The sequence below is a fragment of the Bacteroidota bacterium genome, assembly GCA_018831055.1.
In the GTDB taxonomy this organism is placed as follows: Bacteria; Bacteroidota; Bacteroidia; order Bacteroidales; family B18-G4; genus M55B132.
The window spans coordinates 1-15654 of record JAHJRE010000141.1; the positions used below are offsets into that span (position 1 = coordinate 1).

Annotated in this window: 8 protein-coding genes and 1 pseudogene; 8 read left to right on the top strand and 1 reads right to left on the bottom strand. The window is 43.0% G+C overall.

Features of this window, described 5'->3' with window-relative positions; translation table 11 throughout:
* Together KKA81_09165 and KKA81_09170 are read left to right on the top strand one after the other, a co-directional pair.
* Window positions 1–1445: DUF2851 family protein (locus KKA81_09165; GenBank protein MBU2651091.1), on the top strand; the 1445-nt coding region annotated here is incomplete at its 5' end.
* Window positions 1446–1527: 82 nt separating this feature from the next.
* Window positions 1528–2511: pseudogene (locus tag KKA81_09170) on the top strand (potassium channel protein).
* Here KKA81_09170 and KKA81_09175 read toward each other — a convergent pair.
* The gene (locus KKA81_09175) at window positions 2508–4409 is read right to left on the bottom strand and encodes a monovalent cation:proton antiporter family protein (protein ID MBU2651092.1); all 1902 of its coding nucleotides are present in this window, start codon (window positions 4407–4409) and stop codon (window positions 2508–2510) included. The pseudogene KKA81_09170 and the gene KKA81_09175 overlap by 4 nt on opposite strands.
* A gap of 99 nt (window positions 4410–4508) precedes the next feature.
* Here KKA81_09175 and KKA81_09180 point away from each other — a divergent pair, with 99 nt between their 5' ends.
* The 6 genes from KKA81_09180 to KKA81_09205 all read left to right on the top strand — a co-directional run bounded on the left by KKA81_09180 (window position 4509) and on the right by KKA81_09205 (window position 15434).
* A complete protein-coding gene (locus tag KKA81_09180) occupies window positions 4509–4685 on the top strand; it encodes a hypothetical protein (protein ID MBU2651093.1) in 177 nt (58 codons plus the stop codon).
* A 4-nt stretch (window positions 4686–4689) separates the two neighbouring features.
* A complete protein-coding gene (locus KKA81_09185) occupies window positions 4690–6123 on the top strand; it encodes a sodium:alanine symporter family protein (protein MBU2651094.1) in 1434 nt (477 codons plus the stop codon).
* Window positions 6124–6126: 3 nt separating this feature from the next.
* On the top strand, window positions 6127–7773 hold the full coding sequence (locus KKA81_09190; GenBank protein MBU2651095.1) for an alanine:cation symporter family protein: 1647 nt from the start codon (window positions 6127–6129) through the stop codon (window positions 7771–7773).
* A gap of 273 nt (window positions 7774–8046) precedes the next feature.
* A complete protein-coding gene (locus KKA81_09195) occupies window positions 8047–12084 on the top strand; it encodes a helix-turn-helix domain-containing protein (protein ID MBU2651096.1) in 4038 nt (1345 codons plus the stop codon).
* 143 nt (window positions 12085–12227) lie between these two features.
* On the top strand, window positions 12228–12398 hold the full coding sequence (locus KKA81_09200) for a hypothetical protein (GenBank protein MBU2651097.1): 171 nt from the start codon (window positions 12228–12230) through the stop codon (window positions 12396–12398).
* 84 nt (window positions 12399–12482) lie between these two features.
* Window positions 12483–15434 (top strand): T9SS type A sorting domain-containing protein, encoded by a 2952-nt coding sequence (locus KKA81_09205; GenBank protein ID MBU2651098.1) that lies wholly within the window; start codon window positions 12483–12485, stop codon window positions 15432–15434.
* The last annotated feature ends 220 nt before the right edge of the window (window positions 15435–15654 follow it).

Consider the following 15654-nt stretch of genomic DNA (forward strand, 5'->3'; position numbering starts at 1 on the left):
CAGGGGGCTGGAGGCTGGGGGCTGGGGGCTGGGGACAAGTTGCAAGTTGCAGGTTGCAAGTTGCAGGGGGCTGGGGGCTGGGGGGCTGGGGGGGTGGGGTTTATTTTATTCTAAAATTTTTCAGGATAGGGTGGGTATATTCCGGGGCTTTGGGAACTAATGATAAAAAACCATCGGATATGACGGAAGATTTTTTATCGTACGTATGGAAAAACAGGTTGATTATGGAGCCATTGGAAACATACAATGGAGAGCCTGTCAGGATTTATGATCCCGGGCAATGCAACCGTGATTCGGGTCCTGATTTTTTCAATGCAAGGGTGAGGATAGGCTCTACCCTTTGGGCCGGCAATGTGGAGATACATATTTTGTCATCAGACTGGTACCGGCATGGACATCAGAATGATGAAAGGTACAACAACATCATTCTGCATCTGGTATATGAACACGACCGCGACGTATACACCCTGCCTGGAGAACCCGTTCCCGTTCTTGAAGTAAAAGGTAAGGTGGATGAAAAAATGCTATCACGATACCAGGAATTTCTGCGAAGCCGTTGGTGGATACCTTGTGCCAACCTTATCGGATCAGTGGATAGTAATATCCTGCAGAAATGGCTTTCACAGCTCGTCCCTGAACGATTGCACGAGAAGTCGGAAAGGGTTCATAAACTTTTCGTTATGAATAATTATGATTGGTTACAAACGGTTTATCTGACCCTTGCAACGGGTTTTGGATTCCATGTAAACAATCTGCCTTTTGAAATGCTCGCTAAGTCAGTTCATCCCAAACTGCTCATCCGGCACCATAAGGATCTTTTATCGCTGGAAGCCATGCTTTTCGGCCAATCCGGATTGTTAAACCAATCCTGTTCCGGCGAATACCCAGCAATCCTGAAAAAAGAATACGAAAAACTCAAACAAGAATACATCCTGAAACCTATTGACGGCAAACTCTGGTATTTTCTCCGCCTGCGACCCAGAAACTTCCCAACCGTAAGAATAGCCCAATTTGCCATGCTGATACATAATTACGGTGAACATTTACCCACCATGATCAAAGGATCTTCATTCCGGGAGCTTTATACTGCATTGGAGGTGAATACATCCAAATATTGGGAGGATCACTATATATTTGGGCAAGCTTCAAAGAAATGCAGTAAAAACCTGGGTACCGGAGCAATAAACTCTCTGATTCTCAATGTTATTATTCCTTTAAAAATTATACATAGCAAGCTTTACAATGTTGAGAACTGCTTGCAGAACGCCATGGATATCCTGAAAGAAATACCGGCTGAGAGCAATTACATTATTAAGAAATTTCAAGGCTTGGGGGTTATTGCCGGGAATGCTTATCAAACGCAGGGACTGCTTCATTTAAAAAAGAAATACTGCGATCAGAAAAAATGCCTCGACTGCATGATTGGCAAAGTATTGATTGGTTGACATATTATCCGGGATAATGCTTACCTTTGGCTAAAAAAACCGGTAATTGGAATCATCTGGAGGAAAACATAAAATCAGGCTGGCAATAATCATATTGCTGGTTATTATTCTGATTGGCATATCCGGTTATATCATCATAGAAGGCGATACTTTCCTGGATGCCTTATACATGACTATCATCACCATTTCCACCGTAGGTTTTGGCGAAATCCATAAACTTAGTATAGAGGGAAAGGTATTTACCATGTTCCTGATATTATCAAGTTTCGGCACGTATGCATATGCCATTTCCATACTTACATCCCATCTGGTGGAAGGCAAATTGCATTATCTATTTACGGGAAGGTTAAAAAATAAAATTTCAGTTAGCAAAATGCATCAACATGTAATAATTTGCGGATATGGCCGCAACGGTCAAATGGCAGCCAGGGAACTCATGGCTCACAGGCAGGCTTTTGTCGTAATAGAAAACAACCAGACTGTCGCTGCTCAGACACAGAACAACGGATTGGTTTTTGTGGATGGAGATGCCACCCAGGATGAGACTCTGCTTAAAGCTAATATCCGGCAAGCCAGGGCACTAATCACAACTCTTCCTTTGGATGCTGACAATTTGTACGTAGTATTAACAGCACGTACTTTAAATCCCGGGCTAAAGATCATCAGCAGGGCTAGCGATGAGAAATCGGAAAAAAAGTTGCGTATGGCCGGTGTTGACAATGTTGTTTTACCGGAGAAAGTAGGAGGATCTCATATGGCAATCCTTGTGATGCGACCGGATATTGTGGAATTTCTGGAGCGCTTGTCGTATCATGGTGATTCACCCACAAACCTCGAAGAGATTGTTTGCGATGACCTCCCGGATCACTTAAAAAACATGACAATATATGAAATCGGGATCCGTAAAAAATCGGGAGCCAATATACTTGGTTACAAAACACCGGCAGGGGAATACATACTTAATCCATCACCCGACACGAAGGTAATTCCCGGCTCCAAAATTTTTGTATTGGGAACATCGGATCAAATCAGGCAAATGAAAGAAATACTTCATTCATCAGATTAAGCCTGACTTCCCAGTTTTCGCCTTGTATCCTCTAATGAAGCTCCGGTACCAAAAACTGAAATAATATCTCCGGTTTTCAGATAGGAATTACCATGAGGGATAAACTTTTCCTTTTCACGATTGATCATTACAAGGGTACAATCAAGATGAAAGGGGATATCCTTAACCTGAATTCCGTCGACCGCGGGATTTGTAACAGAAATATCCTGAATATGATAGTTTTCGAACGACTCTATCAAAGTCTGGTAACTTCCCGGCCTGAGGATCAGGTTTTCAATAGTCAGGGCCAATACACGGGTAGCGTCGAGAATCTTAACGTCAAGGGATCGTAGCAGATGTTCCACTTCAGAGTCGCCTGACTTAGATATGATCCTTTCATGCTGAAGATCACGTCTCAGGAGTTTGCATATTTCAACATTAAGATGGTCATTTCCGGTTTCCACCACCACAAAATCCTGTTCTTTGAGGCCAATTCTCAGGTATACATCTGCGTCCAATCCATTTCCGTTTATTACGACAAAGCCCTTTCTCTGGATATCCATCAGCCTTTTTTCATCGTTTTCAATGATCACATAGCTACGATTATGCAATTTCATTCGACGGGCAAGGAGAATTCCTGTGCTGCTACCGCCAACGATAACGGTTTTTTCTCCGGTAAGCGGATTTGCCGGATAAATTAAATTATACATTAAAGGAGAGAAAAGGCAGGTAATTACAGCCATAAAGATCAGGATGGAGTTAAGCGTATTGCTGATGATACCCAGTTCAAGCCCGATGGATGCACCGGCAATGAGAAGGCTAAGCATGGATGTCATCAGAAATCCACCGGCAAGCGATCGTCTGAAGCGATACATTCTTATCCAAATCGCTGATGAAATGATTTTAGCAGCAAAGACGATAAACAGCAACAAGAATATTGCAAGGATCATAACCCAGGTCAGCCCGATAAGGGGTTCCGGGTCGAACTTCACACCCACCATGATAAAGAAAAGGGGAATAAAAAAACCATATCCCATTCCATCAAGTTTGATCATCAGCAAAGACCTTTCCTTATGAAGGAAAACCGAGAGAAGAAGGCCGCTCAGAAAGGCACCGAGCAGCATGGCTTCATTACCCAGGAATTGTGCAGCAACCACAAAAACCAGGATCAGAACCATAGTCCCACGCACACTGATCTGTGTTGCAGCGTGGGCAAGCTGAAATGTGATACGGCTGAATAGGAACAGCTTTAGTTTTTTACCTGCGATATAGAACACCCAGAAAAGCAAAAAAAGCAGAAACACAAGGAAGATATCTGTTTTCCAGCCATTTTTCAGTATAAAAGCTGTTATTGTAAATAAAAGAATGCCAAGAATATCGGATATTGCAGCCGTAGTGATCATCTGCTGACCAAATCGGGATTGTATCTCTCCGCGATTTTTCAATACCGGAAGTATGACACCCAATGAAGTTGTAGTTATGATAAGCGAAAAATACCATGGATTGCCTATTTCAATCCATTCGTCCAACACAACGGACCCTCCATAGGCAAAAGCCAGGGAAAGGAAGTAATATCCGGTTCCAAGAATAAAAGGGTTTTGAAAAACAGAACTACTGCCTGCAGCAACAGATCGCAGGGAAAACTTCAGCATATCCACATCAATCTCGAGCCCGCTCAGGAACATCAGAAAAAGTAATCCGCAAAATGCCAGATAATCAAGGATCAACATGCTTTCCTGGGAAAAACCCTGAAAAAACAATCTACCAATCACAAATCCTGCGATAATCTCAATGATCACCGCAGGGATGCGCTGCCACCGCAATGCAGATAAACCGGCGGGTACCAGCCACGCTACCAACATCACCCATAACAAGGGCATGAAATCAAAATCCAATGATATACTTAACAGTACAGGCATGTATCTTAATTTGGAAAAAATCGTATGAGACGATAAAATTATGAACATTTTTATCCCCTGGGGTTTGAAAGTGTTAAAATTTTTACCAAATTTGCTATCATGAAAAAACCTAACCCATTTCTTATCGTGCTTACCAACCGTTGGAGCAAGCACGGGCAGATTATGAACAAGCGCAACATCACGCTGGACAATACCGATTACGACCTTACCTTTCTGCCCTTCCTGAACCAGGATAGTACCAAATACCGATACAACGATGACACCACACTAAACTGACGATATGAACCCTGTTCTTGAATTTATAGACAACATAATTCAGGATTACAATGAGTATGTTGGCGGCTATGCCGTTTTGCTTTTTCTGATCCCTACCGGTCTTTATTTCATCATTCGTTTAAAATTTCTGAATATCACCAGTCTCTGGCATTCCATACGTGTAGTTGCCGGGAAATATGATATTCCCGGAGACAAAGGTGATGTGAACCATTTCAAGGCATTGACCACGGCATTATCTGCTACCGTTGGAACGGGCAACATTGTGGGAGTAGCCCTTGCCATCTATTTAGGTGGTCCGGGATCGGTTTTCTGGATGTGGGTTACGGGTTTCCTGGGTATGATCCTGAAATATACCGAATGTACTCTGTCACATAAATACAGGATATTCAACTCCGACGGAACGGTATCCGGCGGGCCTATGTATTATATGGAACAGGGATTGCGTAAAAAACTGGGGCGTGGTGCCAAAATTATGGCTGTGATCTTTGCTATTGCCACGATATTATGCAGTCTTGGGACTGGGAATATGGCTCAGTCGAATTCCATGACCAATGTTCTGCATTCGAGCTACAATATTTCTGAAAATATAGAATTTTTTGGATTTAGCCTTACTTCAAAATACATTACAGCAACCATCATCACCGGTCTGGTCCTTCTGGTCATTGTAGGAGGTATAAAAAGGATAGCTGAAGTAACTTCCAAGCTTGTTCCCTTCATGGCTATTCTTTATTTCATAAGCGCAGTAACGGTCATCGGGCTGATGTATGAACATATTCCCGGGGCCTTTTCAATAATATTTCATGATGCTTTCACAGGATCGGCGGCAGCAGGCGGTTTTGTTGGTTCAAGCATTCTGATGACAATGGTTTGGGGTGTACGCAGAGGGTTGTTTTCCAATGAAGCCGGCCAGGGTTCGGCACCTATTGCACATGCAGCAGCTAAAACCAAGTACCCGGCAAGGGAAGGACTTGTTGCATCCCTCGAACCCCTGGTGGATACGCTCATTATTTGTACGCTGACAGCACTGGTGATCATACTGACAGGCACCTGGCAATCCGATGCTAAGGAGGTCGCTATGACAGTAGAAGGTATGTCGAGAGGACTCAGTCAAATCAATCTGGGTTACCTTGCTCCTCATATTGTTTCCATAGGTCTGCTTCTTTTCGCCTTCAGCACGGTGATCAGCTGGTCGTATTACGGTACCCGGGCGGTCAACTATCTCCTGGGAGAAAAATATATTAAACCCTACTACTATCTTTACGGATTATTTGTATTCTTCGGATGTATCTGGAGCGTAGATATCGTATGGCATTTCGTAGATATGGTGATCACCTTCATGACCATTCCAAACCTGATAGCCATGGTTCTCCTGTCACCAATAGTTATGAGTGAAACCCGTAACTACTTCAACGAAATGAAAAAGCTTAAAAACAGATAATCCATGCGCCGGGTATTGTTCGTCGCATACATCACAATATTTCTGAGTGTTACCGTTTCAGCCAGCAATGCTTTCCAGGAAAATGCAGATAGCATTCAAAGTCCTTTGCATCCTAAGGAATTATCCCTGAGTCAGCAGATAGACAGGGTTTTTACACCTTTCGTCAATCTTTTAGGAAAGGTTCTTTTCTGGGATCCCTTTTCCGCCACCGGGCTTTATGATCCGAAGGTATATGATGCCGGAGGGCAATTAGTAAAGGATAAAGATGGCAAAGCCGTGGAGGCACCTCTTAAACTGATCGTTGTATGGTTGATCTTCGGAGGGCTATTCTTCACTATCTTCATGCGTTTCATCAATATACGTGGTTTCCGGCATGCCATTAATCTGATCCGGGGGCGTTACGACAAGCCCGGTTCCGGGGGAGAAGTATCACATTTTCAAGCACTCACCACTGCTTTGTCGGCAACGGTAGGATTGGGAAATATTGCCGGTGTTGCCCTGGCGGTTTCTATAGGAGGGCCGGGTGCCACCCTCTGGATGATCATGGCAGGTTTTTTAGGGATGTCATCGAAATTTGTAGAGTGTACACTTGGGGTAAAATACAGGAAAATTGACACCAGAGGAAGGGTCAGCGGCGGCGCCATGTATTATTTGCGTGATGGGTTAAAGAAAAGAAAACTTGCTATTCCTGGTTACATCCTTGCCGCTCTCTTTGCCATCCTGGTGATAGGAGGCTCCTTTGGTGGGGGGAACATGCTGCAATCCAACCAGGCCTTCCAGCAATTTGCTTCGTTTTTTCCTGCTACAACACACCATGGGTTCTGGTATGGGATTGTACTGGCAATATTAGTAGGACTGGTTATTATCGGAGGAATAAAAAGTATAGCCCGAGTTACATCACGACTTGTTCCCTTTATGGCTATCCTTTACGTTGGAACAGCCTTAGTAATTATCTTCATGAATATTGGATATGCTGATGATGCCTTCATGCTGATCATTCGGGGTGCATTTACCCCTGAGGCCATGAAGGGAGGATTTGTAGGCGTACTTATCTTCGGCTTTCAACGCGGAGCCTTTTCCAACGAAGCCGGAGTAGGTTCGGCTTCCATAGCTCATGCAGCGGCACGAACGAATGAGCCGGTAAGCGAAGGCATCGTAGCACTGTTGGAGCCATTTGTGGATACAGTAGTTATCTGTACAATGACCGCACTGGTGATCATCTTTACCGGACTGCACGATGGGTCCAGCGGCCTTGAAGGCGTTCAACTAACATCTGCCGCTTTTGCCTCTGTATTTTCGTGGTTCCCATACCTCCTTCTGATTGCCGTAACATTATTCGCATTTTCCACGCTCATTTCATGGTCATATTATGGCCAGAAAGGTTTCGATTATCTATTCGGAAATTTCAGTGAAAGAATTTTTGGCACCAGGATGGTCACCGATACCATCTACCGGCTAATGTTCCTTTCCTGTATCGTGATAGGAGCTTCCTCCAACCTTTACGCAGTCATGGACTTCTCCGACATGATGGTGCTGTGCATGGCGTTTCCCAATATCATCGGGTTGCTCATCCTGGCGCCGGAAATAAAGCACGACCTGAAAAGCTACTGGAGCCGGCTTAAGAGCGGGGAGATCAGAAAATATAAATGATTGCCCGTTTAGTGTTTGGCATGACCTTTCATTTGCGGCGTCCATTAACCGGAATCCTATCCCGAATCAATTCACTATCGGGATTCCCGCTACAATCCTGGAATAGTTTCTACTTTTTTCTTGATTAATCCGGGAAAATGCCTTACCTTTAATTAACTTAGGTTGAGGAAGTATACAATGAGACTTTCTTCATTAATAGTTATAATCATTTTCATCACTATAGTCGCTGGATCAGAATTTTCAGTTGCCCAAACTGAGTTTAAAAATCCTACAGTGATCGATATGGACGATGGCCTGCCCTCCAATTATATCACAGCAATAGCCAGGGACGACGAGGGTTTTATGTGGTTCGGAACGGATAATGGTTTATGCCGATGGGATGGGATTACTGCAACCGTTTTCAATCATGTTGATTCAGATAGTACTTCTCTTGCACATGATTTTATTGAGCATGAAGCCTTATTATGGGACAATGGTCAAAAAAAACTCCTTATTGGGACAAGCTTTGGGTTTAGTATTTACGACCCTGTATCCGGCATTTTCAGCAATTACCACCCAGGAAAGGGCAGCCCGTTTACCCCGGGAAATCGTATTTCAGCGTTCATAAAAGACGATGAGGGTGTTTTCTGGATAACAACAGACAATGGGCTGGCATGGTTAAATTCTAATTCCGGCAACATCAGAAATTTTTATTATAAAGGGAATTATGACACCGATCGGTTGATTGACTCAACTAAAGTTAATACCATGCTAGCTCTGAGCAAGGACTTAAAAAATGACTCTGTATTTTGGATCGGGACAAGGTCCGGGTTGATAAAGTTCAATAAGTTCACAGAGAAATTTACATTATTTTACTACGAGTATCTTCCCAGGAATATAGAATATAATATAAACGTGTTTCGCAGCGTTTTGCCACACCCTAACGGGAAATTATACCTTGGCACTTGGATTAGCGGGATGGTCATCTTTGATACTAAAACAGAAAAATTCCTGGAAAACTTCCGGCCCAGTGGTGACCCCGAACGAAAAACCGCCTATGATGGAACAAATCCTCCCATTAAATATAAATCTGATCATGAAATTTGGCTTTCAACAGTCACGGCATTAACTATTTACGATACGGAAAAAGATACCATCGTTTTCACTAAATCCTATAAAAACCCGGCAGGAAAAGACTTTCCATTATGGCTAAGTTTTATATATGACAAAAAGGAGATCTGGTGCGGGTCAAGGTATGGTGTTTATAAGTTTGACAAACAAAGCCAGCAGTTTGACAATTTCTTCTTCAAACCTTCAGATGAAAGAAAAACATACATTACATGGGACATTTTTGAAGATCCAAAGTCAGGATTGATCTTTATGGCTGAACAGGGTGCCGATGGCTTGCACTATTTCGACCCCGCCGGAAATAAGTTCAGTTATTTACATTTACCGGTTGGTCCGTTAAAAGAAGCCACGGTCAATTCAATTTTTCAGTCTGCTGATGGAACAATCTGGATTATTTGCCCCTATGGGTTATATAAACTTTCCGATAACAGGAAAAGAATCATTCCTGTCCTAACCGATGATCAAAACTTTCTGTGGTTGCAAGAAATGGTTGAAGATCATAATGGTAAATTATGGACCAGCAGTTTAAGCAATGGAATTCAGCGCTTTAACACACAATCAGTAAGACTGGAGAATATAAGAAACTGGAGAAAAGATTTTGAAGATGAACGTAATGTGCCGGATTTCCTCCACTTGCTTGTGGATAAAGATAACAGGATCTGGTATAACAGGCAATATGGAGGTTACGGTTATTATGATATTAAACAGGATTCGGCCCATAATTTTTTCATGTCTGGAAATAATGACACAGGATTTTATCTTATATCCAGTTTTACAATGGGTAAAGACAATATTATATGGGCTGGAGATATTCACAATGGTCTTGGTTTTATCGATCCTGATTTTCCTGAAAAAGGAGTTTGGCCCAGTTCAAAGGCCAAAAGTGGACTGCGGACCAGGGATATTTATAACATCCGGTTTGATGATAATGGCAGATTATGGATGCTGACCAAAGCAGGTCTGGAAATGTTTGAGCCTTCAACCGGCCATACTGCTCTTTTTAACCAGCATGATGGCATGATCATGTTTGACACATTTGCCAACAGACAATCATATTATCCTGGAAGCCTTGAAAAACTTAGCGATGGGCGCATGGTAATCGGATACCGCAGGGGGCTTGGGTTTTTCCATCCTGACAGCATGGTAGGCAACAGGGAATCCCCGGTTCCATATATTACCCAGTTTAAAATATTTGAAAAAGAACTGGCAACGGATACGGCGCTCCTTTATAAAAATCAAGTTGACCTCACTTACAGGCAGAATTTCCTGACCTTGGAATACTCTGCCATTTCTCTCATCGCTGGTAGTGAGGCAGTTTTTTACCACCAACTGAAGGGTGTTGACAGAACCTGGATCCTTTCGCCAAGACGTTTTGCATCCTATTCAAATCTTGCCCCGGGGAATTATAATTTCCGGATCAAGGCACAGAGCGGATATGGGTTGTGGTCTGAAAAGCCAGTTGCTTTGAGCATAACCATTCATCCTCCCTGGTGGAAAACATGGTGGGCGTATGGGTTGTATTTTTTAGCGTTCACAGGTTCTCTCTTCGGATTATACCGCTTTCAGCTCAACAGGCAGTTGGTTAAACGCGAGGCCAGCCGTTTAAAAGAGATGGATGAAATTAAAAGCCGGCTTTATACAAATATCACCCATGAATTTCGTACTCCCCTCACGGTCATAACGGGAATGACAGAAGAAATCAAGTCAAGCCTCAGACCGAACGAGCAATCTTATCTGGAAAAATTCCTGGATATGATCAAAAGAAATGCGGATAGCCTCCTGCACCTTGTAAACCAGATGCTCGAACTATCCAAGCTTGAAAATGGCATGCTTGAGCTGAACCCCATCCAGGCAGACGTCGTTCCTTATTTGCAATATATTACCGAGTCTTATCAATCCTATGCTGAATCGAAGGGGATAAAACTGGTTTTTTACAACGAGAGAGAAAAAGTGGTCATGGATTACGATCCGGATAAATTATTCACCATCATTTCCAACCTGCTCTCAAATGCGATAAAGTTTACAAGAAAGGGCGGTAAAGTGATTTGCCATCTGAATACTTCAGGTCAGTCAAGCCAGGAAGCGTTAGTATTAAAAATTACAGATACCGGCATCGGCATTCCGGAAGCTGAGCTGCCGAATATTTTCAACCGCTTTTACCAGGTTGATGGTTCAGCAACACGTAAGGATGAAGGGACGGGCATCGGGTTGTCACTGGTGAAGGAACTTCTGGAATTGATGAATGGCACGGTCGCTGTTAAAAGCCAGGAAGGGAAAGGATCTGAATTCACAGTCAGAATACCCATTACACAAAAGGCACCCAGGCAAACATTAAAGATCAAAGAGGAGCTGATTAATAAGCAATCAATTGACAAACAAATAAGTAAATTGCCACTGGAACAAACAAATGGCCAGGTTCCGGAACCAGGTACTATGGAGGAAGAGGAATATCCTCTTACGCTGATCATTGAAGACAATGAAGACGTTGCAAATTATATTGCGCTTTGCCTGGGAGGGGATTATAAAATCCATTATGCAAAAGACGGGAGCGAAGGCATTGATAAAGCTTTAAAGCTCATCCCGGATATCATCATCAGTGATGTCATGATGCCGGAGAAAGACGGATTTGAAGTATGTTCATTTCTGAAGCAGGATGAGCGCACCAGCCACATTCCCATCATCCTGCTCACGGCCAAGGCAACCAGGGAGGACCGCCTTACCGGACTGATGCATGGCGCCGATGCCTACCTGTCGAAGCCTTTCGATAAGAAAGAGTTGTCGATCCTCATGAAAAAGATGATAGAACTCAGGAAGAACCTGCGTGAAAAATTCAGCAGGAGAGAAGACCTTCTGCAGGGAACTGCGCCGGCAGAAAGCATGGAAGACCTTTTTATCCGGAAAGCCATCATGAATATTGAAAACAACATTGACAATTCCGGTTTCGGGACTTTGCAGCTTGCACGCCTGGCAGGGATGAGTGAATCACAGTTGTATCGAAAGCTCAAGGCTCTGACGGGAAAATCCACTGCTGTTTTCATCCGTTCCGTCAGGTTGCAGAAAGCAAGAGAGCTGCTAAAAACAACCGGGATGAATGTCTCAGAGATCGCTTATATGACGGGATTTAATGATCCTGCCTGGTTCAGCCGCGTCTTCAAAGAGGAGTTTGGGGAATCGCCGGGCGGGGTAAAAGGCAGGAATAATTAACAATCCGTTAATCCCCCACCCGCCCCTGGCTTATAGTATAACCTGACCAAATACTCCAAGCTTTTGAACAAATAACACAAGGGAAAATTCAGGTTTCATAGGAAATTTATGCACTATTTGGTTTCATTTTAAAAAGTAGGTTTATGAAAATAAAAACAACATTCTTTAAAAAACAGATACCCGTAGTGTTGATTATCCTGCTGGTTTTCATGTCATGCTATCGTTTTGATTTTGTTAACCAGCCCTTTTCTGCTGATATCAACAGCTCATTTGAAGCAGAGGTCAGTGTTGTAATGAATCCAGGAGGAGGATGACTTCCATTTATACCGACCTTCGGAATACGGTTGCCGGTAGGTTGGACGGTTAATGACAGCATCACTTATATTAATAATGGCGTGATGGGTTTGCTTGTGTATTCTGATTCCCTTAGTCAGGCAATGAGTTCCATAACACCAATGACAATAGGCTATTACTGGTGGGTAGCTGAGGGAACAACCCTTATGCCTTGCATCTATGGAACACCCTACATGTTATACCCGGTTATCCATACTGATGACCAGGCTGGTACATTTTATCTGGATTATATGATAGGTGACAACGGAGTACATCTGAACCACGATAGAAGCGACCATCACTTGATTACTGTTGGATTACATGAAAACATAACAGTCACCAATGCAAATGACAATGGACCCGGTTCACTGCGTGAAGCTATTGACCAGGTCGACTTCTATGGAACCATTGATTTTAATCTGAATGCCGGTGATACGATATTGCTTCAGGAACAACTCGATATACACAAGGATATCAATATTACAGGGCATACAGATATGCCGGTGGTGATCTCCGGTAATCATCAGAGCAGGGTCATGTACATTGATGACAGCAGGAACCCGCAGTTTTCTGATGTCCACATCGTACATGGTAACGCTGATAATGGAGGAGGTATCTATTGCGGTGCAAATTCAATAGTTACATTAAGAAGTGTAACAATAGCTCATAATACAGCCAATAATGGAGGTGGAATATATATTGATTATGGTGCCAATGTGATCCTTGACAGCATCAATTATTGTAATGTTTTCCTGAACAAATCGAGCAGCGGTCTTGGAGCAGACATATTTGCAAGTACGTTTACAAACCTGATGGTAGACACATTCTCAGTGCTGTATCCTACCAAATTTTATCTCTATCCCTATGAGTACTTTACCTGTAACATACAAAACAGCAAAATTCATCAGGTTGATGCTGATCTTTATGTATCACCCGCAGGTGATAACTCCAATAGTGGATTAACATCAGGTGAGCCATTGAAAACCATCAGGTATGCTTTTTCGTTACTCAGGCTTGATAGCCTTCATCAAAACAGCATATATCTGCTTAACGGCACATATAGCCCCTCAATAAATGCTGAACCTTTTCCTATAAATATGCTCAATTATTTAAGCATCATAGGTGAATCAGAATCAGGAGTAATACTTGATGCAGAGGGATCGTCAGTTGTTATGATAATAGAAAACGAATCGCTGAACAACTTAAGAGGGATTACCATAACCGGAGGCCTTGAAGAACCCTTTGGCCATGCGGTCAAGTGCCTTAATTCAAATGTTGATTTCGAGGATATTACAATAACCGATAACAAGGGAGGCGGAATTTATTTCTGGGATTCATTCATTAACATGGAAGATGTTAAAATTACTAATAATTCAATGAGTGGAGTGGTTGCTTCATGGGGAGGAAGAGGAGGCGGAATTTACGGAATTGATTCAGATCTTAACCTTAAAAATGTCTTGGTTTCAAACAACAAAGCGGATTATACCGGTGGGGGGATCTTTCTTGAGAGTTCCAGCGCCATGATGGAAGGCGTAACAGTTTCATATAATAAGGCTTATTATGGTGGCGGAATATATGCATATTATTGGACCAATGTAATTTATGATAGCCTGAACAGGTGTAATATTTACCTGAATGAAGCCAATTATGGCAACGACATCAAAACAAATGGTTTAGTTGTCGTTGATACGTTTACAGTATTGCATCCAAGCAAATTCCATGCTGAAGGTGATATTGAATTCGATATCCTCCATGCCAAAAAAGAGCAGGCCGAGACCGACCTCTATGTTTCACCAGGCGGGGATGATGAAAACAGCGGGCTGACAGCAGAAGACCCTCTAAAAACAATCAGGTTTGCTGAACTTATAATACGGGCTGATACAGCAAGTCAGCATACAATCAGATTGCTTGAAGGAATATATGGCCCATCATATAATGGCGAGAAAATGCCTGTCTATATAAAAGATTATATCAGTATCTGTGGAGAAAATACACACGGGGTGATCCTGGATGCAGAAGACCAGTCGGGAGTTATGCATATTGATTCCGATATAGGCACCAAAATTTCAAACCTGACCATCACCGGGGGGAATGAACATTATGGGGCAGGCCTTTTCTGTTCAGGCAATTCGGAAATTGAGAATTTAATTGTCAGGAACAACACAGCTGTGGATGGTGCAGGTATTGATGTGAATGGTGAGGGCACATTTTTAAAGAATGTACTTGTTATGGATAATAATGCCCAGTACTGCGGGGGTATTGCCTGTCGCAATGGAGGCCAGTTTACTGCAGAAAATATCACAGTTACAAACAATACAGGAGGAAGGGCTGGAGGGATTTACCTGGGCAATGGGGCTGCAGCGGTCATGAGAAATTCCATCATATCCGGCAATAATGGCTATGCTGTATCTTTTCTAAGTTTTAACAGCTGGAATTATTTTATGTCATCCTGGTCGAACATCAATGGGTGGGTCAATACCAACAGCAATGGCAGCTTCACCCATACAGGCATTTACCTGAGTGAAGATCCGTTGTTCGATGGAACAGGTGATCACCCCTTTGCCTTATCGGAAGGCTCTCCGTGCATTGATGCCGGGAACCCTGTTTTGACTGGCAACATTCCGGAATGGGACCTTATCGGCAACCAGCGTGTTTGGGATGGTGATGGCAATGGCGAAGCAATTATCGACATGGGTGCGTATGAGTTTGGCTCCCTGCCAGTTGGTGATGAAGAGTTGCTGGTTACAGGCTGTGGGATTAATGTCTATCCAAACCCGTGCTCAAACGTGGTGCGCCTGAGATTAACGACTAACGATTACCGGTTAACGGTTTGTGATTTGTATACGATCTCGGGATTGTGGATCAGGCGATTGGTGAATGAGGTGATGCCGGCCGGCGTGCATGAGATGGAGTTAGACGTGAGTGCGTTGCCTGAAGGAGTTTATTTGGTCCGGCTTCAGGCAGGTGATGGGGTTGTTACAAAGAAGCTGGTGAAGATTAACGCCTGCCTGCCGTAGCTAAGCGAAGGAAGGATTAACAGATTACAGAATAACGAATAACGATTTATTTTGGATTGTCGATTGGGGATTGTTTTGATGTCAGTGCCTGAAATATGTTGACCACTTTTTGACCATCAAAAAGTTAAGAAATGGCAACAACATCATCTTTTAAAAAGCAATTTGACCAAAGGAGACAACGTACTTTTTCAGAATCAATCAGAAAAGAAGTTGTACGCAA